The organism is Sphingopyxis sp. HIX, from assembly GCF_001468285.1.
Lineage (GTDB): Bacteria > Pseudomonadota > Alphaproteobacteria > Sphingomonadales > Sphingomonadaceae > Sphingopyxis.
Genome location: NZ_LNSB01000055.1, coordinates 1 through 24298 on the forward strand (window position 1 = coordinate 1; position 24298 = coordinate 24298).

24 protein-coding genes and 1 tRNA gene are annotated in these 24298 nt (G+C 68.7%); 12 read left to right on the top strand and 13 right to left on the bottom strand.

Features of this window, described 5'->3' with window-relative positions:
• Positions 1-133: 133 nt before the first annotated feature.
• The 3 genes from dgcA to ATE62_RS20235 form a co-directional block, all read right to left on the bottom strand.
• Positions 134-1126, bottom strand: a complete 993-nt coding sequence (gene dgcA, locus ATE62_RS20225) for an N-acetyl-D-Glu racemase DgcA (protein ID WP_058810378.1) — start codon at positions 1124-1126, stop codon at positions 134-136.
• Positions 1127-1130: 4 nt separating this feature from the next.
• Entirely contained in the window at positions 1131-2165 is a 1035-nt protein-coding gene (gene dgcN / locus ATE62_RS20230; protein WP_058810377.1) for an N-acetyltransferase DgcN, read from the bottom strand.
• Positions 2166-2260: 95 nt separating this feature from the next.
• On the bottom strand, positions 2261-3145 hold the full coding sequence (locus ATE62_RS20235; protein ID WP_058810375.1) for a LysR family transcriptional regulator: 885 nt from the start codon (positions 3143-3145) through the stop codon (positions 2261-2263).
• A 174-nt stretch (positions 3146-3319) separates the two neighbouring features.
• Here ATE62_RS20235 and ATE62_RS20240 point away from each other — a divergent pair, with 174 nt between their 5' ends.
• Positions 3320-4927 (top strand): N-acyl-D-amino-acid deacylase family protein, encoded by a 1608-nt coding sequence (locus ATE62_RS20240; protein ID WP_058810384.1) that lies wholly within the window; start codon positions 3320-3322, stop codon positions 4925-4927.
• A 3-nt stretch (positions 4928-4930) separates the two neighbouring features.
• On the opposite strand, the gene ATE62_RS20245 is transcribed toward ATE62_RS20240, so the two are convergent.
• The 3 genes from ATE62_RS20245 to ATE62_RS20255 form a co-directional block, all read right to left on the bottom strand.
• Positions 4931-6193 carry an acetyl-CoA C-acyltransferase gene (locus ATE62_RS20245; RefSeq protein WP_058810374.1) on the bottom strand — a complete coding sequence of 421 codons (1263 nt, stop codon included), beginning with the start codon at positions 6191-6193 and terminating at the stop codon, positions 4931-4933.
• A gap of 122 nt (positions 6194-6315) precedes the next feature.
• A complete protein-coding gene (gene aroB / locus ATE62_RS20250) occupies positions 6316-7419 on the bottom strand; it encodes a 3-dehydroquinate synthase (RefSeq protein ID WP_058810372.1) in 1104 nt (367 codons plus the stop codon).
• On the bottom strand, positions 7407-7982 hold the full coding sequence (locus ATE62_RS20255; RefSeq protein WP_082662928.1) for a shikimate kinase: 576 nt from the start codon (positions 7980-7982) through the stop codon (positions 7407-7409). Before ATE62_RS20255 ends, aroB begins: the two co-directional genes overlap by 13 nt.
• A gap of 108 nt (positions 7983-8090) precedes the next feature.
• Between ATE62_RS20255 and ATE62_RS20260 the strand changes: the two genes are divergently transcribed.
• The 4 genes from ATE62_RS20260 to ATE62_RS20275 all read left to right on the top strand — a co-directional run bounded on the left by ATE62_RS20260 (position 8091) and on the right by ATE62_RS20275 (position 13421).
• On the top strand, positions 8091-9899 hold the full coding sequence (locus tag ATE62_RS20260; RefSeq protein WP_058810371.1) for a hypothetical protein: 1809 nt from the start codon (positions 8091-8093) through the stop codon (positions 9897-9899).
• Position 9900: 1 nt separating this feature from the next.
• Positions 9901-10818 (top strand): tyrosine recombinase, encoded by a 918-nt coding sequence (locus ATE62_RS20265; protein WP_082662929.1) that lies wholly within the window; start codon positions 9901-9903, stop codon positions 10816-10818.
• 11 nt (positions 10819-10829) lie between these two features.
• On the top strand, positions 10830-11777 hold the full coding sequence (locus ATE62_RS20270; protein WP_058810369.1) for an acetyl-CoA carboxylase carboxyltransferase subunit alpha: 948 nt from the start codon (positions 10830-10832) through the stop codon (positions 11775-11777).
• 129 nt (positions 11778-11906) lie between these two features.
• Positions 11907-13421, top strand: a complete 1515-nt coding sequence (locus ATE62_RS20275) for a M48 family metalloprotease (protein ID WP_058810368.1) — start codon at positions 11907-11909, stop codon at positions 13419-13421.
• A 338-nt stretch (positions 13422-13759) separates the two neighbouring features.
• On the opposite strand, the gene ATE62_RS23030 is transcribed toward ATE62_RS20275, so the two are convergent.
• Both ATE62_RS23030 and ATE62_RS23035 read right to left on the bottom strand, forming a co-directional pair.
• A complete protein-coding gene (locus ATE62_RS23030) occupies positions 13760-13930 on the bottom strand; it encodes a Flp family type IVb pilin (protein WP_082662930.1) in 171 nt (56 codons plus the stop codon).
• Positions 13931-14070: 140 nt separating this feature from the next.
• A complete protein-coding gene (locus ATE62_RS23035) occupies positions 14071-14244 on the bottom strand; it encodes a Flp family type IVb pilin (RefSeq protein WP_082662931.1) in 174 nt (57 codons plus the stop codon).
• 212 nt (positions 14245-14456) lie between these two features.
• On the opposite strand from ATE62_RS23035, the gene ATE62_RS20280 reads away from it, so the two are divergent.
• A complete protein-coding gene (locus tag ATE62_RS20280) occupies positions 14457-14885 on the top strand; it encodes a (deoxy)nucleoside triphosphate pyrophosphohydrolase (protein WP_443028878.1) in 429 nt (142 codons plus the stop codon).
• Here ATE62_RS20280 and ATE62_RS20285 read toward each other — a convergent pair.
• Positions 14882-15733, bottom strand: coding sequence for a methyltransferase domain-containing protein (locus tag ATE62_RS20285; RefSeq protein ID WP_197411710.1), 852 nt, complete (start codon positions 15731-15733; stop codon positions 14882-14884). The genes ATE62_RS20280 and ATE62_RS20285 overlap by 4 nt on opposite strands.
• A 42-nt stretch (positions 15734-15775) precedes the next feature.
• Here ATE62_RS20285 and ATE62_RS20290 point away from each other — a divergent pair, with 42 nt between their 5' ends.
• From ATE62_RS20290 to ATE62_RS20305, 4 genes are all read left to right on the top strand, one after another.
• A complete protein-coding gene (locus tag ATE62_RS20290) occupies positions 15776-16645 on the top strand; it encodes a ComF family protein (RefSeq protein WP_058809029.1) in 870 nt (289 codons plus the stop codon).
• A gap of 5 nt (positions 16646-16650) precedes the next feature.
• Complete coding sequence (gene grxC / locus ATE62_RS20295) at positions 16651-16911, top strand: glutaredoxin 3 (RefSeq protein ID WP_058809028.1); 261 nt, start codon at positions 16651-16653, stop codon at positions 16909-16911.
• Between the two features lie 4 nt (positions 16912-16915).
• Complete coding sequence (locus ATE62_RS20300) at positions 16916-17383, top strand: DUF1178 family protein (protein ID WP_058809027.1); 468 nt, start codon at positions 16916-16918, stop codon at positions 17381-17383.
• 60 nt (positions 17384-17443) lie between these two features.
• Positions 17444-17520 (top strand) — tRNA-Arg (locus ATE62_RS20305).
• A 66-nt stretch (positions 17521-17586) separates the two neighbouring features.
• On the opposite strand, the gene ATE62_RS20310 is transcribed toward ATE62_RS20305, so the two are convergent.
• The 4 genes from ATE62_RS20310 to ATE62_RS20325 are packed head-to-tail and all read right to left on the bottom strand — an operon-like array spanning position 17587 to position 20986.
• Positions 17587-18513: a VOC family protein gene (locus ATE62_RS20310; RefSeq protein ID WP_058809026.1), complete on the bottom strand. Its 927-nt coding sequence runs from the start codon at positions 18511-18513 to the stop codon at positions 17587-17589.
• A 28-nt stretch (positions 18514-18541) separates the two neighbouring features.
• The gene (wrbA, locus tag ATE62_RS20315) at positions 18542-19141 is read right to left on the bottom strand and encodes an NAD(P)H:quinone oxidoreductase (protein WP_058809025.1); all 600 of its coding nucleotides are present in this window, start codon (positions 19139-19141) and stop codon (positions 18542-18544) included.
• Between the two features lie 17 nt (positions 19142-19158).
• The gene (locus tag ATE62_RS20320; protein ID WP_058809024.1) at positions 19159-20100 is read right to left on the bottom strand and encodes a 3-carboxyethylcatechol 2,3-dioxygenase; all 942 of its coding nucleotides are present in this window, start codon (positions 20098-20100) and stop codon (positions 19159-19161) included.
• Positions 20101-20113: 13 nt separating this feature from the next.
• The gene (locus ATE62_RS20325) at positions 20114-20986 is read right to left on the bottom strand and encodes an alpha/beta fold hydrolase (RefSeq protein ID WP_058809023.1); all 873 of its coding nucleotides are present in this window, start codon (positions 20984-20986) and stop codon (positions 20114-20116) included.
• A 617-nt stretch (positions 20987-21603) separates the two neighbouring features.
• On the opposite strand from ATE62_RS20325, the gene ATE62_RS20330 reads away from it, so the two are divergent.
• Complete coding sequence (locus ATE62_RS20330) at positions 21604-22254, top strand: GntR family transcriptional regulator (RefSeq protein WP_058809022.1); 651 nt, start codon at positions 21604-21606, stop codon at positions 22252-22254.
• Between the two features lie 144 nt (positions 22255-22398).
• A complete protein-coding gene (locus tag ATE62_RS20335; protein WP_082662932.1) occupies positions 22399-24246 on the top strand; it encodes a flavin-containing monooxygenase in 1848 nt (615 codons plus the stop codon).
• The last annotated feature ends 52 nt before the right edge of the window (positions 24247-24298 follow it).

Sequence of the window (24298 nt, forward strand, 5' to 3'; positions counted from 1 at the left end):
CTCCACCACCCTTCGGGCGGTCCCCCTCCCCACGGCTTCGCCGCAGGGAGGATTAGGAAGGCCAGTCCTTCACCCCAAAACCACCGCGGCGCCACAGCCCCGCAATCCCGACCCCCGTTTTGCCCCGATGCCGTCAAATGCCACCCCAGAAACCGGGTTGCGGCGGCGACAAGATGCCGTTCGCTGCGCGGACCCCGCCCGGGCGATCCTCTGCAAGCCAGAGCGGTCCGTCAAGGTCGGCGAAGCTGCTGGTCGCCGCGATCGCCCAGGCGGGGGCGATCGACAGCGACGAGCAGATCATGCAGCCGGTCATCACGCCGAGCCTGCGGTCGCGCGCTGCCTCTGCCAGTTCGAGCGCGGCGGTGAGCCCGCCGGTCTTGTCGAGCTTGATGTTCACGACGCCATAGCCGTCGGGCAGCGTGTCGAGATCGGCGGCGACATGCACCGCCTCGTCGCCCGCGATCGGGATCGCCGAGCGGAAGCCGGCGAGGTCGCTATCGGCGTCGGCGGGCAACGGTTGTTCGAGCAGGTCGATGCGAAGGTCGACCAGCAAATCCTGCAGGCCGGCGACTTCGGCGATGGTCCAGCTTTCGTTGGGATCGACGATCATCTTCGGCTTGGGGGCCGCGGCACGCACCGCCTTGATCTGCGCGGCCGGGTCGCTGCGGTCGACCTTGACCTTGAGCAGCGGCGCGTCGGCGAGCGCCGCCGCGGCGGCGGCCATGCGATCGGGCGTATCGAGGCTGATCGTCATCGCAGTGACGATCGGGGGCAGCGGTTTTTCGAGGCCCAGCGCGGCAGCGATATCGCTCCCCGCGAGCCGCAGTTCGAGATCCCAGAGCGCGCAGTCGACCGCGTTGCGCGCGGCACCCGCGGGCATGATGGCGAGCAGTTCGTGCCGCGTCACGCCCTGCTCGATCGCGTCGCGCGCCGCCTCGATCGCGAGGATCGTGCTCTCTTCATTCTCGCCGTAGCGCGGATAGGGGACGCATTCGCCGCGGCCGGTGACGCCGTCCTGGCTTAGCGAGACGGTGACGACCTGCGCCGCGGTCTTCGTCCCGCGCGAGATACGGAACGGGGTGTGCAGCGGCAGCGTCTCGCCCGCGACGGTCAGGGAGCGGCGCATGCGGTCAGGCGGTGGCCGCGACGCTCGGCGCGGCGGCTTCGGTGCCGAGCAGCCGGTCGAGGATCGTCTCGACCCCGAAGCGATAGGGATCGCTGGTCGGCAGTTCGAATTCGGCCTCGATCCTGGCGCAGAGCGCGCGCGCGTCCGCCTCGGACATCGCCGAGGTGTTGAGCGCGATGCCGACGACGCGGACATCGTCGTTGGTGAGCCGCGCGGCGTTCAGATTGGCCTCGATCGTCTGCGCGATGCCGGGCAGCGGATAATGCGGCAGGCCGCGCATGTGCGGGCGCACCGGGTCGTGACAGAGGACGAGCGCGTCGGGCTGGGCGCCGTGGAGCAGCCCCATCGAGACGCCCGCGAAGGAGGGATGGTAGAGCGAGCCCTGCCCCTCGATCAGGTCCCAGCCGTCGTCATCGCGTGCGGGCGACACCTGTTCGATCGCGCCCGAGATGAAGTCGGCGACCACGGCATCGAGGGGCACGCCGTCGCCCGCGACGAGGATGCCCGTCTGTCCGGTTGCGCGGAAGTCGGCGGCGACCCCGCGCCTGGCGAGCGCGTCCGCGAGGCAGAGCGTCGTGTACATCTTGCCCACCGAACAGTCGGTGCCGACGGTCAGCAGCCGCTTGCCTGCGCGCTTCCTGCCGTTGCCGACGGGGATGTCGGGACGCGGGTCGCGCACGTCGTGGAGCTGGCGGCCGAGGCGCGCGGCGGCCTCCACCAGCCGCGGTTCGGCGTTCAGCCGGTGGTGCAGCCCCGATGCGATGTCGAGCCCGGCCTCGAGCGCGGCGAGCGCGTCGAGGATCAGCGGCTCGCCGAGCTTGCCGCCGGCGTTGGCGATGCCGAGCACGAGCGTGCGCGCGCCGGCGGCGCGCGCCGCGGCGAAATCCATGCGCGGCAGGTCCAGGGTCAACGGGCAATCGTCGTGGCGAAATTCGCCGACGCTGATGTCGGGACGGAAGACGGCGAGCCCGCGCGAGGTCTTGATATCGGCGGGGTCGGTCGCGTGGCCGAGGTAGAGAAGATAGGGTGTTTCGATCATGGATCAGCGGACCTGCGTAACGGTGGAACCGCGTTCTTACGCCCGGTTGGGGCGGCGATGCATATATCTAGCGCCCCCTATCCCATAGCCTGGCGCTATAACCCCTCGAGCACGGTCGCGAGCACCGCGAGGAAGGCCGATGCGGTTTTCGATGGCGGGCGGTTCTGCAGATAGACGGCGTTGATGTCGAAAGTGATCGCGGGCTGGAGCGGCCGGCTCGACAGCCCGGGGGGCAGCGCGGCGTGCGCAGTGAAATTGTCGACGATCGCCATGCCGACCCCGGCGTTCACCAGCGCGGCGGCGACATAATAGGTGCGCGCCGACACGACCTCGTCGAGCTCGACCTCGAGCCGGCTGAGTTCGCTCGACAGCATCCGCCCGATCGGGCCGCTCTGCACCGGGCTGATGAACTTGTGACCGCGCAGTTCATCGAGGTGCAGCCGCGGCGGCGCGCCGGGCATATCCTCTTCGCGATAGATGACGAGCAACTCGCCCTCGCCGATCACCTGGTGCGCGACGGGGGCCGACAGCGGCACCTCGAAGCTGATCGCGATGTCGGTTTCATGCTCGTAGAGCTTGCGCACCATCTCGTCGTGGTGGAGCGTCTGGAGGTCGAACATGATGTCGTCGTGATCGGCGAGGAAGCGCGACACCGCCTCGGGTACCGCGCCGAGCCCGAGCGAGGGCAGCGCCGAGATGCGCAGCAGCCCGCCGCGGCCGTGGCGCAGGTTCTGGCACGCCTGGCGCAGCGAGCGCACGCGGTCCTGGATGTCCGAGACTTCGGCGAACAAAGTGTGTGCGTCCTGCGTCGGGATCAGCCGGCCCTTCGAGCGTTCGAAGAGGGTGAGGCCGATCGAGCGCTCGGCGTGGCGCAGCACCTTGGTCACCGACGGCTGCGACACGTTGAGCGACCGCGCGGCGGCGCTGACCGTGCCGTGCAGGAACACCGCATGGAAGATTTCGATCTGGCGCAGGTTCATCGCATTGGGCCTCGGGCTGGAAGTGTCGGCGCACTTTCCTCTCTATGCCATCGGGTTATAGGGGGTGCAACAACGCTGGCTGGACGTCGGGCGCCCGTTCGGGACATCTCGTCGCCGAGGTCCCGCAGAAAGGTTATGCCGATGCCGCTCGCCCCGCTTCGTCTCGTGCGTTTCATGGCCCTGCTTTCGGGCGCGGCGGCATTGCTCTCGGTATCGGGGGCGGCGGCGAAGGCCGACGAGGCGGTCGACATCATCATCCGCGGCGGGACGATCTACGACGGCGGCGAGGGCGTGCCCTTCGTCGGCGACGTCGCGATCCGCGGCGACCGGATCGTGCATGTCGGGGCGCCGGGCGGCTTTACCGCGCCGCGCATCGTCGATGCGACGGGGATGATCGTCGCGCCGGGGTTCGTCGATCCGCACACGCATGCCGATGGTTTCCTGCGCTCGCCCGACAGGGCGGTGCGCGTCAACGCGGCCTGGCTCAACCAGGGGGTGACCACGGTGATGATCGGGGTCGACGGGTCGGGCACGCCCGACGTCGCCGCCGATGCCGCGAAGCTCGAGGCGTCGGGGATCGGCACCAATGTCGTGTCGTTCGTCGGCTTCGGGCCGGTGCGCCAGCGCGTGCTGGGGCAGGATGCCCGCGCGCCCGACGCGGCGGAGCTCGATCGGATGAAGGCGTTGGTCGCGAAGGGCATGTGCGAGGGCGCGGTCGGCCTGTCGACCGGGCTCTTCTATGCGCCGCAGAGTTTCGCGACGACGGGCGAAGTCGTCGCGGTGGCGCGCGAGGCGGCGACCCGCGGCGGAATCTACGACACCCACCAGCGCGACGAATCGAGCTACAGCATCGGGCTGCTCGGATCGGTGCAGGAGGTCATCGACATCGGGCGGCAGGCGGGCATGCCCGTGCATTTTGCGCATTTGAAGGCGCTCGGCGTTGACGTCCACGGGCAGGCGGGGGCGGTGATCGCGGCGATCGAGAAGGCGCGCGCCGACGGGATCGACGTCACCGCCGACCAATATCCCTGGCTCGCCTCGGGATCGAACCTCGACGCCTCGCTGCTGCCGCGCTGGGCGGTCGACGGCGGCGGCAAGGCGCTGCTGAAGCGGCTGGACGATCCGGCGACGCTGGCGAAGATCCGCGGCGAGATGGCGGAGAACCTGCGCCGGCGCGGCGGGGCGGCGGCGCTGCTGCTGATTTCCGAGGGCTATCCCTGGACCGGGCAGACGCTCGAACAGGTCGCCGCCGCATGGAAGCTCGACAGCCGCGACGCGGCGCTGCGCATCATGCGCGCGAGCGTCGAGGCGAAGGCGCGCGGCGAGAGCGGCGGGGGCACGGGGGTCGCGTCGTTCAACATGGCGCAGGCCGACGTCGACCTGCTGATGAAACAGCCGTGGATGGTGACCTCGTCCGACGGCTCCGACGGCCATCCGCGCATGTTCGCGACCTTCCCCGAAAAATATCTGCGTTATGTGCGCGAGCGGAAGGTCATCGACCTCGCCACCTTCATCCGCCAGTCGACGGGGCGCACCGCCGACATCTACAAGCTCGACCGGCGCGGCTATCTGCGCGCGGGCTATTTTGCCGATGTGCTGGTATTCGACCCCGAGGGCTATGCGCCGCGCGCCGATTATGTGCGCCCGCGCGAGCTGAGCGTCGGGGTCGACAAATTGTTCGTCAACGGCCAGCTGGCGGTCGACGGCTCGCGCGCGACCGGTGTCGCCGCCGGGCGCGCGCTGCTGCGGCTCCGCCCGCCGGGCTGCGATGGACGGAGCTGAGCGTCAGGGCCGGCGGAGCAGCGAGACCGTGCCATGGCCGCCGTCGGCGCAGACGCTGACGATCGCCCATGCGCCCGAGGGCTTGTCCCAAAGCTCCTTGACCGCCTGGCTGAGGTCGCGCGCGCCCGTCGCGGCAAAGGGATGGCCGATCGCCACCGAACCGCCATTGGGATTGACGCGGTCCCGGGGGAAGGAGCCGAAATCGAAATCGACGCCCGCATGGTCGCGCGTCCAGCCCGGCTTTTCGAGCGCGGCGACATTGGCGAGCACCTGCGCGGCGAAGGCCTCGTGGATTTCCCACAGCGCGACATCCTCGTAGCGCAGCCCGTGCCGCGCGAGCAGCCGCGGGATCGCGAAGCTCGGCGCCATCAGCAGTCCGTCGACATGATGGTCGACCGCGGCGATCTCGTGATCGACGAGCTCGGCATAAGGCGTGCCCTCGGGCAGCTTGCCGAGCCCGGCTTCGGTCGCGACCCACAGCGAGGCGGCGCCGTCGGTGATCGGCGAGCTGTTGCCCGCGGTGAGCGAGCCCTTGTCCGACGTGTCGAATACGGGCTTCAGCGCCGCGAGCTTCTCGGCCGAGGTGTCGGCGCGCGGATTGGCGTCGCGCGCGAGCTCGGGAAGCGGCAGCACCAGGTCGTCGAAGAAGCCGCTTTCCCATCCGGCGACCGCGCGCTGGTGGCTCTTCAGCGCCCAATCGTCCTGCGCCTCGCGGGCGATGCCCCATTGATGCGCGGTCTCTTCCATATGGTCGCCCATCGTGCGCCCGGTGATGCGGTTCGCCCAGCCCTTGACCGGCAGCGTCAGGTCGTCGGCGGTCAGCGCCTGCAGCGCGGCCACCGCGGCGGGCGGGTCGGTGCGGAACAGCTTGACGATCCGCTTCGAACTGGCGGGCTTGAGCCCGATCGGCGGGCTGCTCATCACCTCGGCGCCGCCGACGAGCGCGAGCTCGGCCGAGCCGCCGAGCATGCCCGCCGCGGCAAAGGCTGCGATCATGCTCGTCGAACAGGCGAGCACCGCCGAAAAGGCGGGCACGGTCGGGTCGAGCTTCGCATCGAGCCAGATTTCGCGGCCGATATTGCTCCAGCCGAGGCTGGGGATCACCGTGCCCCAGACGAACAGATCGGGGCGCGCTTTCGCGGCCATCGCCTGGACCAGCGGGACCGACAGGCTGATCGCATCATGGTCGGCAAGCGCGCCGCCGCCGCGTCCGAAAGGCGTGCGGAGGCCGGGGGCGATAAAGATCTTCTGGGCAAAACGCTGCATGGCAAATCTCCATAATCGCGCGCGGGAGAGCGGCGGGGACGCAAGCTATGCAGCGGATGTGGGTGGCGATGGTCCGGCTGTCTACTGAACCAAAGCATATCAAAAATATCGGGTGCGAAACTTTAGCTGCGCGCGCCGTCGAGGAAGGCCGCGACGCGGTCCAGCCCATAGTCTTCGGTGACGAAGCTCTGGCCGATGCCGCGCGTCAGGATCAGCGGCAGCTTGCCGGCGCGGACCTTCTTGTCGTGCGCCATGTGCGCGGCAAGCGCGGCGCCGCCGGTGTTGATGCCCGCGCTGGCGAGGCTGTGGGGGAGGTCCACGCTGGCGAGATGGTCGCGGACGCGCGCGGCGTCTTCGGGCGGGCAGAGGCCGTTCGCGGCGGAGAATGAATGCGCGAGGACCATGCCCGCGGCGACCGCTTCGCCGTGGAGCAGGCGGTCCGAATAGCCGGTTTCGGCTTCGAGCGCGTGACCGAAGCTGTGACCGAGGTTGAGGAGCGCGCGGACGTCCTGCGTCTCGCGCTCGTCGGCGGCGACGATGCGCGCCTTGGCCGAGACGCTGTGCGCGATCGCCTTATGGCGCGCTTCGCTGTCGCCGGCGAGGAGCGCGGCGCCGTTCGCCTCGCACCAGGCGAAGAAGGCCGCGTCGTCGATCAGGCCATATTTGACGACCTCGGCATAGCCCGCGCCGAGTTCGCGGCGCGGCAAGGTTGCGAGGGTGGTCGGGTCGATGAGGACGAGCGCGGGCTGGTGGAAGGCGCCGATGAGGTTCTTGCCCGCGGGCACGTTGATCGCGGTTTTGCCGCCGACGCTGCTGTCGACCTGCGCGAGCAGGGTGGTCGGCACCTGGACGAAGGCGCAGCCGCGCTTGACGATGCTGCACGCAAAACCGACGAGGTCGCCGATCACGCCGCCGCCGAGCGCGATGACATGGTCGCTGCGCTCGACGCCCTCGCCGATCAGCCATTCGGTGAGTCGCGCGAGGCCGTCCCAGCTCTTGCTGCTTTCGCCCGCGGGGAGGACGAGCGCGCTATGCGTAACGCCCGCGGCGGCGAGCGAGGCCTCGACGGCGCCAAGATAATGCGGCGCGACATGCTCGTCGGTGACGATCATCGTGCGCGGGCGCTTCAAGAGCGGCGCGACATGCGTCCCGATCCCGGCGAGCAGGCCGTCGCCGATGAGAATGGGGTAGCTGCGGCTGCCGAGGTCGACGGTCAGGCGTTCCATGTCGAGAGAGCCTCCAATATGGCGCGCACCGTATGTTCGTGCGGGCTCGAAGCCGAGCTGACGCGGATATGCGCCTCGGCATAGACGGGGTTGCGCACCGCGGCGAGGTCGCGGAGCACTTCGCCGGGATCGCGGCCCTTGAGCAGCGGGCGGTGGCTCCGGCGCGCGACGCGCTCGACAAGCGTCGGGATGTCGGCGTCGAGCCAGATCGACAGGCTGGCGTCCTTGATCAGCGCGCGCGTCTCGTCGTTCATGAAGGCGCCGCCGCCGGTCGCGAGGACGAGCGGCTTGCCGGTGAGCAGCCTTGCGATGACGCGGCGCTCGCCATCGCGGAAATGCCCCTCGCCGAAGCGCGCAAAAATCTCCGAAATCGTCATGCCCGCGGCGCGTTCGATCTCGTCGTCGGCGTCGACGAAACGCATGCCGAGGCGCTGCGCGAGGCGGCGGCCGACGGTCGACTTGCCCGATCCCATCAGCCCGACGAGCACGATCGGCCGCGCGCGGATATCGGCGGCTGCGGGCCCGGATGTCGATCCGGCCGGGCTTTTCGGGTTTCCCGTCATGCTGGGCGCGGCTATACCGCCCGCGGCGCGCGGGACAATGGTTTTGCTGCGGCGCGCAAATATTGGGCATGAGGTGCTTGTGATCGACGGATTTGGCGAGGGCGCGCGGTGAGGAAGACCAAGGCATGGACGCTGGCGCTCGGGCTGTCGGGCTCGGCGATCGCCGCGGCGCTGGTGCTGCCCGCGCTGGCGCAGGAATCGCTGCTCCCCGAAGGCTTCGGGACGCCCGCGCCGTCGCCTGCCCCGACGCCGGCCCCCACGCCGCGTCCCGGCACGCCCGCCCCGACCGCAACACCCACGCCGACGCCGACCGGGGTGACCCCGCCCGCGGTGGTGCCGACGACCGGCGCCGCGGCCGAGGACGAGACGCTCGAAGAGGGCGAGGAGGTCGAACCCGGCACGCTGAAATACGACTTGCCGCCGGGTGCACGGCGGCTGCTGACGCGCATCGGGCCGCTGACGCCCGAGACCGGCGGGCTGGCGCCCGACGCCTTTGGGGTGCGCGGCCAATATGCCGCGGCGCTGATGCGCGCGACGCGTGGGCCGCTCGCCTCGCGCTGGGGATCGATCCTGCTGCGTCGCTCGCTCGCCTCTGCGATCGACACCCCCGCGACGATCAACGGCGCCGACTTGGCCGCCGATCGCGCGTCGCTGCTGCTGCGCATGGGTGAGGCGAATGTCGCGCGCTCGATCGTGCAGTCGGTCGACTACGACCGCGCGAGCCCGCGCCTCGTCCAGACCGCTCAGCAGGTGTTCCTGGCCAATGCCGATCCGGCGGGGCTCTGCCCCTATGTCCCCGGCGGTCTCGCGCATGGCGACGAGCATAGCTGGCGGCTGGCCGCGGGCATCTGCGCCGGGCTGTCGGGCGAAGCCGGCCCCGCGGGCTGGGCGATGAGCCGCGTGCGGTCGAGTGGCAAGGTCGCCAATTTCGACATCCTGCTAGCCGAGCGCGTGCTCGGCGCGAGCATCGCGGGCGGGCGCTCGATCACCATCCAGTGGGACAAGGTCGACCGGTTGACCAGCTGGCGCTTCGGCATGGCCACCGCGACCGCGACGCCGATCCCCGCCGAGCTGCGGGGCACCGAAACCCCCGCGATGCGCGCCTGGACCGTGCTCGCGCCGATGAGCGAGATGAACGACCGCGTCGCCGCCGCGCCCGACGCCGCCGCGCGCGGGGTGCTATCGAGCGAGGCCTATGTCTCGCTGCTGAGCGCCGCGGCGAGCGCCGAGGAACCGCCCGAGACGCTGACCGCGCAGACCGACCTGCTGCAGAACGCCTTCGGGGGCGAGAGTGCGGCCGCGCGCTATGCCGCGATGCAGGGGCTGTGGGGCCGCGGTACCGGCGATATCGACCGCTATGCCGCGCTGATCGCAACGTCGCGCGCCGCCGCGGCGCTGCCGGTTGGGACCGAGGTCGACGCGGACCCCTGGCAGTTGATCGGGTCGATGTTCGCGGGCGGTTACGACAATCGCGCGGTTGACTGGGTGCCGTCGGTCAATGTCGGCAGCCGCGCGTGGGGCGTGCTCGCGGTCGGGTCGCCGCGCGCGCTGAACGGCACCACGGCGAGCGCGGTGGGCAATTTCTCGGGCGAGGACGACAGCCCCGATTATCTGCGCTCGAAGCTGCTGCTCGCGGGGCTGGCGGGGCTCGGGCGGATCGATCCCGACCAGGCGGCGTCGGCGGCGAGCGACCTCGGCGTCGACCTCGGCAAGCAGACGCGCTGGACGCGCGCGATTTCGGACGCCGCGGCGCGGCGCGAGCCGGGCATGGTCGCGCTGCTCGCGGCGACGGGGATGCAGGGCGACTGGTCGAAAATGCCGCCCTATCATCTCTATCATATCGTGCGCGCGCTGCGCGAAGTCGGGCTGCCATCGGAGGCGCGGATGATCGCCGCCGAGGCGCTGGTCCGGGTCTGAGGTGCAGGGCAGCGACGCCGCGCTGATCGACCGGTTCCTCGAAATGATGGCCGCCGAGCGCGGCGCGGCGCGCAACACGCTCATGGCTTATCGCCGCGACCTCGAGCAGGCGGCGGCGATGGTGCCCGCGGGGCTGGAGAGTGCGGATACGGCGGCGCTGCGCAAAGTCATGGCCGGATATCAATCGCTTGCGGCGAGCAGCGCGGCGCGCAAACTGTCGGCGCTGCGGCAATTTTACGCTTTCCTGCGCGACGAGGGCGAGCGGACCGACGACCCCGCGCAGCCGCTCGCGCGTCCGGCGACGCGGCGCCCGCTGCCGCGCATCCTGACGCACGACGATGTCGAGCGGCTCTTTGCGCAGGCGGGCGAGGAAGCGGCGGGTGAAGCGCCGCCGGCGAGTGCGGTGCGGATGCTGCTGCTGCTCGAACTGCTCTATGGCTCGGGGCTGCGCGCGAGTGAGCTCGTCTCCCTGCCGCGGCGCGCGGTGGCGGGCGAGCGGCAATATCTGATCATCCGCGGCAAGGGCGACAAGGAACGGCTGGCGCCTTTATCGGAGCGCGCGCGCGCGGCGCTCGACCGCTGGCTGCCGCTCGTCGCCGACGGGTCGCCCTGGCTGTTTCCGTCGGGCAAGAGCCATGTCTCGCGCGTGCGGCTGTTCCAGATGTTGCGTGAATTGGCGGGCCGCGCGGGGATCGATCCAGCGGCGGTCAGCCCGCATGTGCTGCGCCACGCCTTTGCGACGCATCTGCTCGAAGGCGGCGCCGATCTGCGCGCGCTGCAGCTGATGCTCGGCCACGCCGATATCGCGACGACCGAGATTTACACACATGTCGACAGCCGCCGACTGGTCGAGCTGGTCAACCGGCGGCATCCCTTGGCGCGGATGGACGGCGTTGACCTGACGCCGCCATCGGCCTAGCGACGTCCCCCATGACAGCCTTTCTGGACTTCGAAAAACAGGTCGCGGCGCTCGATCGCCAGATTGCCGAACTACGCGAGATGGGCGACGATCCGTCGCTCAACATCGACAATGACATCGCGCGGCTCGAGGATAAATCCTCGAAGATGCTGCGCGACATCTATGCCAAGCTGACGCCGTGGCAGAAGACGCAGGTCGCGCGCCACCCCGACCGGCCGCATTTCAAACATTATGTCGCGGGGCTGTTCGACGACTGGATGCCGCTCGCGGGCGATCGCAATTTCGCCGACGACCAGGCGATCCTGGGCGGGCTCGCGCGCTTTCGCGGGCGCCGGGTGATGGTCATCGGGCACGAAAAGGGCGACGATATCCCGTCGCGGATGAAGCATAATTTCGGGATGGCGAAGCCCGAGGGTTATCGGAAAGCGATCCGCCTGATGCAGCTCGCCGACCGGTTCGGGCTGCCGGTGGTGTCGCTGGTCGACACCTCAGGCGCCTTTCCCGGCATCCAGGCCGAGGAGCGCGGGCAGGCCGAGGCGATCGCGCGCTCGACCGAGCAGTGCCTCGCGCTCGGCGTGCCGATGGTCGCGACGATCGTCGGCGAGGGCGGATCGGGCGGCGCGATCGCGATCGCCGCGTCGAACCGCGTGCTGATGTTCGAACATGCCGTCTATTCGGTGATCTCGCCCGAGGGCTGCGCCTCGATCCTGTGGCGCACCGCCGACAAGGCCGCCGACGCCGCCGCGGCGATGAAGATGACGCCCGAGGATCTCTTGGCGCTGAAGGTCATCGACCGCATCGTCCCCGAACCAGTGGGCGGGGCGCATCGTGCGCCCGAGATCGCGATCAAGGCGCTGGGCGATGCGATCGCGCAGGAACTCGACGCGCTGGCGGGACTGCCGCGCGAGACGATCCTCGCGGCGCGCGAGGAGAAATTCCTCGCGATGGGCCGCGCCTGAGCCCAGCGGAACCCGATCGCGGGATCGACGTTCTCCCTGACAATCCGCTGAGCAAGATGTTCATCGCGGGTCTTGCCGTGCGCCGATATAGGCTATGGCAAGCCAAACAGGACCAAAGGGAGCGCGATAATGGGCCGGAAAGTGACGACAGCATTGGCGATTTGCCTCGCCGCCGCGGTGGGCGCGGGCGGCATCGGCAGCGATGCGGAGGCCCAGACCAAGGGCAAGACCAAGACGATCAAGACTGCGACCGCGATCACCGCGAGCGAACGCAAGCAGGGCGCCGAGGCGCATCCGCAGCTCGTGCAGGAATTCGGCGGCAATTACGAAGGCCCGCAGGCGGCCTATGTCGGGCGCGTCGGGCAGAATATCGCGGTCCAGTCGCGGCTGTCGAACGCGCGCAGCGACTTCACCGTCACCCTGCTCAATTCACCGGTGAACAACGCCTTCGCGATCCCCGGCGGCTATGTCTATGTCACGCGCCAGCTGATGGCGCTGATGAACGACGAGGCGGAGCTTGCCGGCGTGCTCGGGCACGAGGTCGGGCATGTCGCGGCGCAGCACAGCAAGAAGCGCCAGTCGGCGGCGACGCGCAACACGATCCTCGGCGTGCTCGCGGGGGTGCTCGGCGGCGCGATCGGCGACAATGGCGGCCTGCTCGGCGGGCTCGGCGGATTGCTCCAGAATAATGCGATGAAGGTCGCGCAGCTCGCGACCTTGGGCTTCTCGCGCAGCCAGGAGCTGGAGGCCGACCAGCTGGGCGTGCAATATCTGAAGAGCGCGGGTTACGACCCGATGGCGCTGTCGACCGTGCTCGCGAGCCTCGCCAACCAGACCAGCCTCGAGGCACGATTGTCGGGCGGCGACGCGCGCGCCTTGCCCGAATGGGCGAGCACCCACCCCGATCCCGCCTCGCGCGTGCGCAATGCCGAGACGCTGGCGGCGCGCGCGGGCACTGGGGGCGTGCGCAACGCCGACGCCTTTTACGCCTCGGTCGATGGGGTGCTCTATGGCGACGATCCGGCGCAGGGCGTGGTCGAGGGCAATGAGTTCCTCCACCCCGACCTGCGGCTGAAATTCGCGGTGCCGAGCGGTTACGGCATGCAGAACGGCACGACCGCGGTGTCGGTGAGCGGCAGCGGCGGGCAGGCGCAGTTCACGACCGCCGCCTATAATGGCGACATGAACGCCTATATCGCCGCGGCGTTCAAGTCGGTCGCAGGCAACACCGCGCTCAGCCCCAGCAGCATCCAGCGCACGACGGTGAACGGCATCCCCGCCTATACTTCGACCGCGCGTGCGAACACGCAGTCGGGCGCGGTTGATGTCACGGTTTTCGCCTATGAATTTTCGCGGACCAGCGCCTTTCACTTCGTCGCGCTGACCAAGGCCGGCGGCGGTTCGGCGTTCAATTCGATGTACAACAGCGTGCGGCGGCTGAGCAGCGCCGAGGCGGCGGCGATCAAGCCGCGGCGGATCGACGTGGTGACCGTCGCGCGCGGCGACACCGTCGCCACGCTGGCGCGGCGCATGGCGTACAGCAATTACCAGACCGAGCGTTTCCAGGTGCTCAACCGGCTGAATGCGACGAGCCGGCTGACCCCGGGGCAGAAGGTCAAGATCGTGGTCTACGCCAGCCGCTGAGGGGCTTTAGGGCCGGGTGGCGGTTTTGGGGTGGAGAGCGGACTTTCCTAATCCTCCCTGTCGCGAAGCGATGGGGAGGGGGACCATGCGAAGCATGGTGGAGGGGTGGGTGCAGCCGAGCTCGGCGTATGACCTCCCGCACCCCTCCACCACCCTGCGGGTGGTCCCCCTCCCCACGGCTTCGCCGCAGGGAGGATTAGAATGACCGCTTCCGCCCGAAACCCACCGCTCCGCCCGATCCCGCAACCGGCGCGCAAAAAAAAGGGCGGTGGATCGCTCCACCGCCCTCTCTTGTCCTTGGTCTTCGTCCGGCGAGCCGGACGAAGCCGATCCAACGATTAGTTGGCGTCGGTCAGACCGTCATTGACGTTGTTGAACGTCGCGGTCACGCTTTCGCCGACCGAGGTCATCGCGGTGATGCCGGCGACGGCGATCAGAGCGGCGATGAGGCCGTATTCGATGGCGGTGGCGGCCTTGGTGTCGCGAACGAACTTTTTGATGAACTTCATGTCTGGTCTCCTAACAAGTCACTTGCCCGGTTGACACTCTGGTCTTGGTCAACAGGATTGGTTCTAAGCGCTATTGGTTTTGAAATTCTTAATGGCCCTAAGGATCGAATTGCCCTTTCGGAGTCCCGTTATCGGACATGTCACATTGCGTCGTTCGCGCTCGACGACACATTGTTCCACATGGTGATGGCCGATTGTCCGACCGTGCTGATGGCGCCGAGGGCGGCCATGAAGATCAGCGCGAGTATCAGCCCATATTCGACGGCTGTCGCGGCCTTGGTCGACCGTAATAGCCGGGCGATCTTGTTGGTCATATGTCCTGCCCCTGCCTTATGACAGGATCATCGTCCCTGAACCGCAAAGCCCTTTGTTCATGGCTTTTTATATGGTGCGGGCGGTCACTGGTCCGTGCCGCGTCGCGCCTTTGCCCTGAACGAAATGCAAATCAAACCTTGGCCGTGCAATTCGGGGATTCTGGTCCTAGAGTTCCCGAGGCCTACGGATTTCGCATATCAGGGTTAATAATTTGTCCTCACCTGCCTCGTTAAAAGCCGCTGAAAACTGTCTCATTGTGGTCGCGGCGGCGATGGTCGACCGCGACGGTCGCGTGCTGGTCCAGCAGCGTCCGCCGGGCACCTCGATGGCCGGATTGTGGGAGTTCCCGGGCGGCAAGCTCGAACCCGGCGAAACGCCCGAGGCGGCGCTGATCCGCGAACTCGCCGAGGAACTGGGGGTCGAGGTCGACCATGCCTGCCTCGCCCCCGCCTGTTTCGCGAGCGAGCCGCTGGGCGAGCGCCACCTGCTGCTGCTCGTCTATGCGCTGCGCAAATGGAAGGGCGTGCCCGAGGCGCGGCACGCCACGGCGCTGCGGTGGGTGCGCCCCGCCGAGCTCTATGCGCTCGACATGCCGCCCGCCGACCGGCCGCTGATCGGGTTGCTCGAGGCTTTGCTCTAGTCCTTCGGTTTGAGCGCGTCGACCAATGACGCCGTGCCGCTGCCGCGCCGCGCGGGGCGCGGCTGGTCGGGGTGCGGCGCCCAGCCGCTGAAATGGATCAGGCGAAAGACTTCGGCGACGCGGCCGTCGGGGTCGCTCTGCGCGGCGAAGGCGAGCGCGATGCGCGCAACCTCTTCGCGCGTCAGCGGCGGCGGCGCGGCGGCGAGCCGGCTCGCGAGCCCCGCGGCGCGCAGGTCGCGGACGAGCGCCAACCAGTCGCCGTACCGCACGCTCAGCGCCTCGACATCGACCACGGGCAGGGTGAAGCCGGTGCGCTGGAGCAGATTGCCCATCGCGGCGAGGTCGATCTGCGGGTGCAGCCGCGCGATCGAGCGCACCCCGTCGGCCATCACCGCGCGGCGCAGCTTTGCCAGGCTGCCGTCGCCGACGAAGCTGCCGAGCAGCAGCCCGTCGGGCGCGAGCAGGGCGCGCAGGCGGACGAGCGCGCCGGGCACGTCGTTGACGCTGTCGAGCCCGCCGGGCCACAGGATCAGGTCGAAGCTGGCGAAGGGCAGGTCGATGGCATCGGCCTCGCCGAAAAGCGCACCGGTCGCGGCGGCAAGACGCGGCCCGGCTTCGAGGATCGTCACTTCGCTGCCCATGCCGCGCAGATGCGCCGCGAGCGCGGTATCATGCCCGCCGATCAGCAGCGCGCGCGGGAAGGTGCGCGTCACCATAGCCAGCCGGTCGAGCAGGCTTTCGGCGATGATCGGCGCGAGGAAATCGGCGCCCGGCGCCAGCTTCGCGAGGCGGTCGCGCTGGGCGCGGAGGCGCGCGGCGGAGAAAAGCGGGGCGGGGGGTGGCGACATGCGGCGCTTGTGCCGCCTCGCGTCCTGCTTCACAAGCGGCACATGGGGGCAGCGACGGGCGATGTCGACGGCGGACCCTCGGCGGGACCGGCCGAAGCGGTTTTTCGCGGCCTGCAGCAGGCCGGGCGCGCGCTGGTCGACTATGCGCTGCCGCCGCGCTGCCCCGCCTGCGGCACGATCGTCGCGGGCGACCGGCAATTCTGCCTCGCCTGCTGGCAATCGCTCCACTTCCTCGACGGCCCCGCCTGCGCGCGCTGCTCGATCCCGTTGCCCGACGTGCTGCCGGGGGCGGAGCTACAGTGCGGCGCGTGCCTCGCCGATCCGCCGCCCTTCGACGCCGCGCCGTCGGCGGTGGCTTATGGCCCCGCGGCGCGCACCGTCGCGCTGCGGCTGAAATATGGGCGGCGCGTCGGGCATGCACGGCTGATGGCGGGGCTGATGGTGCGGCCGCTGACGGCGCTGGCGGGTGGGGGCGACGCCTTGCTCGTGCCGGTGCCGCTGCACCGCTGGCGGCTGTGGTCGCGCGGGTTCAATCAGGCGGCGCTGGTCGCCGCCGAACTGACGCGGCTGACCGGGGTGCCGCACGACCACGACCTGCTGCTGCGGACCAAGGCGACGGCGTCGCTGCGCGGCAAGGGGCGGCGCGAGCGCGAAAAGATCGTCGCGGGCGCGTTCAAGCTCGCCGAGGGCGCGAAGGCGCGTGCCGCGGGGCGCCATCTGATACTGGTCGACGATGTCCACGCCAGCGGCGCGACGCTGCGCGCGGCGGCGAAAGCCCTGCGGCGCAGCGGCGCCGCGCGCGTGTCGGCGCTGTGCTGGGCGCGGGTCGTCCCCGATGCGCTGGCGAGCGGCAACATATTTGACTTTGCTTCGTTGGATTCCGATATGGTTGACGAAAGGATGACAAGGTAGCCGCCATGGCCAAGATCGAAGTGTTCACCAAATTCTTCTGCCCCTATTGCACGCGCGCGAAGGCGCTGCTCGACGGCAAGGGCGCGGAGTATCAGGAAATCGACGTGACGATGGACCGCGCCGGGTTCGAGGCGATGGTCGAGCGCGCCGGCGGGCGCCGCACCGTTCCGCAGATCTTCATCGACGGCAAGCATATCGGCGGCAGCGACGACCTCGCCGCGATCGACGCCAGGGGCGGGCTCGATCCGCTGCTCGGCACGGCCTGAGTCCTTGATCGTCTTCGACCTTTGCTGCGCCGCCGGCGACCACCGGTTCGAGGCCTGGTTCAAGAGTAGCGAGAGCTTCGCCGACCAGCAGGCGCGCGGGCTGATCGCCTGCCCGATCTGCGGCGACAGCGACGTGACGAAGGCGGTGATGGCGCCGCGCGTCGGCGCGAAGTCGAACCAGCAGGTTGCACCCGCTTCGCCCGCAGCCCCCGACAGCGCGGGCGAGGTGACCCCCGAGCTGGTGCGCAAGGTCATGGCGGGGATCGCCGCCAAACAGGCCGAGATGCTGCCGCAGTCGCGCTGGGTCGGGCGCGATTTCGCCGATGCCGCGCGCGCGATGCACGAGGGCCGCGCGGCCGAAGATCTCATCCACGGCCAGACCTCGCCCGAGGAAGCGCAGGCGCTGCGCGACGACGGCATCGCCGCGATGCCGTTGCTCGTCCCCTTCGTGCCCCCCGAAGCGACGAATTGATCGCGCACATTATCGGGCCGATTGACGCTGCCCGCGCCGCGCCGCTACACGGGCGCCGGCGCACCCGTAGCTCAGCAGGATAGAGCATCAGATTCCTAATCTGGGGGCCACAGGTTCGAATCCTGTCGGGTGCACCATTTCGCTGCGGCGCTGCATCGTCGCCGTCGAACGCACCGAACCCTTTGGTCAGGAAAATCCCGATCTCATGCGATCTCGTAGTTGCGCCCGAAGTCGGGCGGCGGCGGGCCGTCGGCGGACCACAGGAACATGCCGTCCTTCTTCGTCCACTCCTTGGCCTCCCACTGGAAGGACGCGGGGATAAAATCCATGTCGTGGAAATATTCGGCCATGCCGTTCCACGGATCGCGGAAATAGTGGAAATAGTTGGAGCCGACGCCGTGGCGCCCCGGCCCCCAGGCATGCTTATAGCCCTTTTGGTAAAGTCGCACCGCCGCGACCTCGGCCTCGTCGATATTGGCCATTTCGAAACTCGCGTGGTGGAAGCCTGGGGCGTCGGATTTCAGCATCGCGAGCACATGATGGTCGCTGTCGCCGGGCAGGCGCATGAAGGCGGCATAGCCATCGACGATGCGGTCGCTGACGACGAAGCCGAGCGTGTCGCAATAAAAGGCCGACTGCGCGATCACGTCGCGCGCGAAGAGGATGAAATGGCCCATGCGGCGCGGGCGCGGCTGCATGTCGAAGGGCGGGCACCCCTTGTCGCCGATGCGGTCGAGGAGGCCCGGCCGGTTGATCGCGGGCGCGGCGTCGAGGCCCTGCCAGGGCGCGGGATCGGCGACCTGCACGTTGACCAGCGTTCCCTCGGGATCGCGGAACCAGATATCGCCGGGGGCGCCGGCATAAGGCGGATCGAGCCGCTCGATGCCCTTCGCCTGCAATCGCGCGTCGATCGCCGCGAGGCCGACGGCATCGGTGCCCAGCGAGAAATGGTGGAGCTTGCGGTCGCGCCCGGTCTCGATCAGCACGATCTGGTCCTGCGCGCGCCCGTGGCAGCGCATCGCGACATGATCGGCGCGCTCGACCGCCCCGAGCCCGAAGGCGTCGTAGAAATCGACCCCGACTTTCAGGTCGGGAATCCCCAGCGCGACATATTGCATCGAGGTGATCATCTCTCTCTCCCTTCGGCGCCTTTGCGCCTTATGCCGCGAGCTTCGCCGCGGTCCTTGCAATCAGCGCGCCCTGGTGCCGCGCGCCCGCCAGTTCGTTCTCCGACGGCTGGCGCTCGCCCTTGCCGCCGGCGATCGTCGTCGCGCCATAGGGCGAACAACCGCTGACCTCGTCAAGCGTGAGCTGGCCCTGGAAGCTGTAGGGCAGGCCGACGATGGTGAGCCCCAGGTGCATCAGATTGGTGATCAGCGAGAAGAGCGTCGTCTCCTGCCCACCATGCTGGCTGCCGGTCGACACGAAAGCCCCGCCGACCTTGCCGTTCAAAGCGCCGCGCGCCCAGAGCGGTCCGGTCTGGTCGAGGAAGGCCGCCATCTGCGACGGCATCCGGCCATAGCGCGTCGGCGAGCCGAGGATGATCGCGTCATAATCGGGCAGCTCGTCGACGGTGCACAGCGGCGCCGCCTGGTCGGTCTTGAAATAGGCCGCGGCGGCGACCTCGGCGGGCACGGTTTCGGGCACGCGCTTGATCACCGCCTCGGCGCCGCCTTCGCGCACGCCCTCGGCGATCGCGCCCGCCAGCGTCTCGATATGGCCGTAGCTCGAATAATAGAGGATCAGGACTTTGGTCATCTGGGAGTTCCTTGGTTTCAGGCGGCGGGTTCGGCGGTGGCGATGCCCATGCCGGCGTTCCATTGCGGGATCGGGTGATAGAGGATGTGGCGCGGGGTGAAGGGTCCGGCCGCGGCCATGGCGGCATAGGCGGCGACCCAGTTGCGCACCTCGTGCCCGCCGCAGCCCGCGACCGCGGTGAGCTCGGCTTCGTCCAGTTCGCCGACAGTCTCGAAATCGGCCGCCGCCATCTGCACCATGAAAGCGCGATCCCATTCGGGCGCGAGCGGCGTCGCGCGACCTTCGCCGCGGGCGAGCTTGCGCGCGGTTTCGAAATTCGCTTCCTCGCGCGCGCGGCGCTCCTCGATCGGCGGGTTGCGCCCCGCGATCAGCTTCTCGGCCACCGGCGGCGGCGCGGTACGGATGTCGGGGATCGGTGGATCGTGCGACAGCCCGCCCGACCCCAGGATCAGCACGCGCTTGTTCAGCCCGGCCGCCCAGCGCCCGACCGCGTCGCCCAGCCGCCGGACCTGGTTGATCGAGGGGAGGGGCGGTCCCGCGCAATTGATATGGATCGGCAGCAAGGGCCAGGCGTCGACGCGCCCGCCGAGCAGCACGAGCAATTGTGCAAAGCCGTGATCGGCCTGCATCCGGTAGGACATGGCGATGTCGACGTCGGCGGCGTGGAGCGAGCGGATGCAGTCGAGCGCCAGCTCCTCGGGCACGTCGAAGCTGCCGCTGCCGATATCGTAATCGCCGATCGCCTCGGCGCGGATGCCGACGGTGAAGGGCGGCAGCATGTCGTAGAAGAAGCCCTTGAAATGGTCGGGCGCGAACTGGATCACCAGCTCGGGATCGAAGGCGCGGACCTCGTCGCCGAGCTTGGCGAACGCAGCGCGCACCTCGGCATCGACCGCCGGGTCGGCGTCGACATGGTCCATCAGCGGCGTATGCGACGCGCAGATCAGGCGCACGGTCATGCGAACCGCTCCGTCACGCGGGCGTCAGCGCGTGGGCGCGCAGGAAATCGAGATGGAGCGTGTTGAACTCGTCGGCCTTTTCCCACTGTGGCCAATGCGCGCAATCCTCCATGACGATCAGCGGATGGGCATTCGGAATCGCGGCGACGAAGCGCTGGCCGGTCGCGACGGGCGCGGTCGGGTCGTGGTCGGTCCAGATCACCAAAGTGGGCGCGCTGATGCGCGCCAGGCTCGCGTCGGTCAGGACGTTGCGCATGCGGATGTCCATATTCTGCAGGCACAGAATATGTTCCATCGCCTGCAGGAACCCCGGCTGGGTATAGATGGCGAGGCGGAGCTCGATCAGGTCCTCGGTTACCCGCGACGGATCGTTCATCAGCCATTCGAGCCGCGCGCGGACGGTCTCGTAGCTCGCCTCGGCGACCGCCTTCATCGTGACATTATAGACGCGCTCCATCACCTTGGGGTCGGTGTTGAGCCCGCCCGCGGTGTTGAGCGTCAGCGACGCGGTGCGACCCGGATGGTCGATCGCGAACTGCGCCGCGATCCAGCCGCCGAGCGACTCGCCATGGACATGGATGCGCGCGAGGCCGAGCGCGTCGCAGAAATCGAGCAGATGCTGCACATAATGGCGGATCTCATAGTCATGGTCGGGCTTGTCGCTGTAGCCATGGCCGACCATGTCGAGCGCGATCGTCCGCCAATGTTCGGCGTGGGGCAGGATGTTGCGCGTGAAGGCCTCGAGGTGGCCGCCGGTTCCCGGAATGAACACCACCGCCTCGGACGCGGTGCCGTCGCCCGCCTCGATGTAGCGGGTGCGCACCGGCCCCGCCTGGACATAGCCCAGGCGGATCGTGCCCGCCGCGATCTGTGGCCAAAGGAACATCCTGTCTCTCCCCGTTGATTCGAGATACATCCTAGCATGCTAGTAGACAAAGGCAAGATGGAGATGTGCGGGAGGGCGGATCTGGGTGTTTGGAGATGGTGATGGCGCGCGAGAGGCTAATGCGGTCGCGGCGTGGTATGCGGCGGGCAGCCTTGGGGTGATGAGCTGCCGTAAAGATCCTCCCCTTGGCGGAGCCATGGGGAGGGGGAGTGCAGGGTTGGATTGCCCCCGGCAATCCAAGTCCAGTCGGGGGGACTGGACGACCCAGCACTCCGCGAAGCGGTGGTGGAGGGGTCTGGCCTTGCACCGACGCCTGAAGGCGTCGAACCCCTCCGTCAGCGCTTCGCGCTGCCACCTCCCCATCGCTGCGCGTGGGGAGGATCTTTACGTCCGCAATCCGCCCGAAACTCGCCGTCCCTAATTGAATCGCTCTATGTCGCGCGTCGCAAATGGCATCGGGTTGCGGCGGCGAAAAATGGGAACATTCATCCCGAGCCTCCGTCGCATAGCAAAGCGTCTCGCCACGCCCCGACGCTGCACTCTTGCATTCTAGCACTAGCCACTGATATGTCCGCCCCGGGCTTGGGCCCGGCATTTTCGCGACCAGGGGACGGGCGTTGAACAAGAAGGACGAGATCTACGACCTGCTGGTCAGCCACCTGGTCGACGCCCAGTACAGCTTCGGCCAGCGCCTGTCGGTCAAGGAACTCGCCGCCGACACCGGGGCCAGCCGCCAGCCGATCATGGCCGCGCTCAACCGGTTGAGTTCGGAGGGATTCGTGCGGATCATCCCGCAGGTCGGCTGCGAAGTCGTCAATCCCGGCCCCGACGAAATCGCCGATTTCTACCTGATGTTCGAACGCCTGGAGGGCCTGCTCGCCGAACTGGCGGCGGCGCGGCGGACCGAGGAGCAGATGCGCGACCTGCGCGCGCTCCAGGCGCGGATCCTCTCGATCGACTTCGACGATCCGCACAGCGCCGCCGAATATGGCCAGCTCAACCGCGCCTTTCACCAGCTGATCCACGACATGGCGCAGTCGCCCTTCGTCGACGAGCGGCAGAACAGCAATTTCAACATGTCGGATTTCTTCATCAACCAGGCCGGCGGGTTCGACCATTTCATGGCCGATGCCGCGCGCGAGCATGACGAGATCATCGAGGCGATCGCCTCCAAATCGCCCGGACGCGCGCGGGCCCTGGCCGAATCGCACATCGCCGCGGTCGCCTCTTCGGTGCTCGGCGGGCTCCGGCGCAGCCGCGCCGCCTGAAGCTAACATACTTGCATGCCAGTTCGCTTTGCGGTAAGGCGGAGCCATAGGAGGCGCATCCTGTCGCGAATCGTGGCGGCTGGTCTCTGACGAACAAGCACATGCAAAGCGCCCGCCAGAGGCGCCGGGTTGGAGAGGAAGACCATGGCCGAGGGCCCGACCGCCGGTTCCGCTTATGACGCCGCCGCGCTGCGCGAGAAATATCTCGCCGAGCGCGACAAGCGCCTGCGCCGCGACGGCCACAGCCAATATGTCGATGCGAGCGGCGACTTCTCGGACTTCGTCGCCGACCCCTATGTCGAGCCCGGCTTTACCCGCGACGCGCTGACCGAAGCGGTCGACGTCCTGGTCGTCGGCGGCGGCATGGGCGGGCTCCAGACCGCGGCCGAACTGCGCCGCCGCGGCATCGACGATTTCCGCATCGTCGAACAGGCGAGCGACTTCGGCGGCACCTGGTACTGGAACCGCTATCCCGGCGTCCGCTGCGACATCGAATCCTATATCTACATGCCGCTGCTCGAAGAGGTCGGCACCGTGCCGACCGAGCGCTATTCGACCGGCGCCGAAATCTTCGCGCATTGCCAGGCGATCGGCCGGCACTTCGACCTCTACGACCGCGCGCTGTTCCAGACGCGGGTCGAGGCGATGGTCTGGGACGCGGCGGCGGATCGCTGGGTCGTCACCACCGACCGCGGCGACCGCATCGCGGCGCGCTTCGTCACCGTCAGCCAGGGGCCGCTGGCCAAAGTCAAGCTGCCCGGCATCCCGGGCATCCGCGACTTCCAGGGGCGCATGTTCCACTCGGCGCGGTGGGATTATGATTTTACCGGCGGCGATGCGAGCGGGGGGCTCGATAAGCTCGCCGACAAGCGTGTGGGGGTGATCGGCACCGGGGCGACCGCGGTGCAGATCGTCCCCCGCGTTGCCGAACATGCGAAAGCGCTGTTCGTCTTCCAGCGCACGCCGTCGTCGATCGACGTCCGCGCCAACCGGCCGACCGACGCCGCGTGGCTGACCGGCCAGCCCGCGGGGTGGCAGCGCCGCCGGATGGACAATTTCCTGGGCATCGTGTCGGGCAAGCCGGTACCCGAAGTGCTCGTCGACGATCGCTGGGGCGACCTGTTCCTGCGCTTCGGCGAACTGATGCACGCGGCGCAGGCGTCGGGCGAGCCCGTCGACCCGCATGCGGCGATGCAGCAGTCGGATTTCGAGAAGATGCAGGCGATCCGCGCGCGCGTCGAGGAGCAGATCGACGATCCGGACCTCGCCGAGCGGCTGAAGCCCTGGTATAATTTCCTCTGCAAACGGCCGCTGTTCAGCGACGAATTCCTGCCCGCGTTCAACCGGCCCAATGTCACGTTGGTCGACACCGACGGGCGCGGCGTCGAGCGCATCACCGAAAGCGGGATCGTCGCCAATGGGCAGGAATATCCGCTCGACCTGATCATCCTCGCCACCGGCTTCGACGTCGGGGCGCCGCCGCACAAGGTCGGCGGCTACGAGGTGGTCGGCCGCGACAGGCAGACGCTCGCCGATCGCTGGGACGGCGATCTGCGCACGCTGCACGGCACCCAGCTCAGCGGCTTTCCCAATTTCCACATCGTCGGCGGCACCCAGCAGGGGACGACCGCGTTCAACTTCACCCACACGCTGCGCATGCAGGCCGAGCATGCGGCGGAGATCGTCGCGCATTGCCGTGACGCCGGCATCGCGGCGCTCGAGCCGACCCCCGACGCCGAACGGCGCTGGCACGACCTGCTCGAGGAAAAGCATGTCGACCACGAGCATTTCTATGAGGAATGCACGCCGGGCTTTTTGAACAACGAGGGCAAGTTCCGCGACATGCCGACCTTCGTCGGCGCGACCTACGGCGGCGGCCCGCTCGAATATGAGCGGCTGCTCACCGCGTGGCGCGCCGCGGACATGCAGCGCGACCTCGTCGCCCCGCCCGCTGCCACCGAAGATTCCGAACCCCGCCGCGCGGCGGGCTGAGCGGGCGGAACAGCTCGGGCGGGAAAAGGCGTGAGGCTTTTTCTGCTTGAAA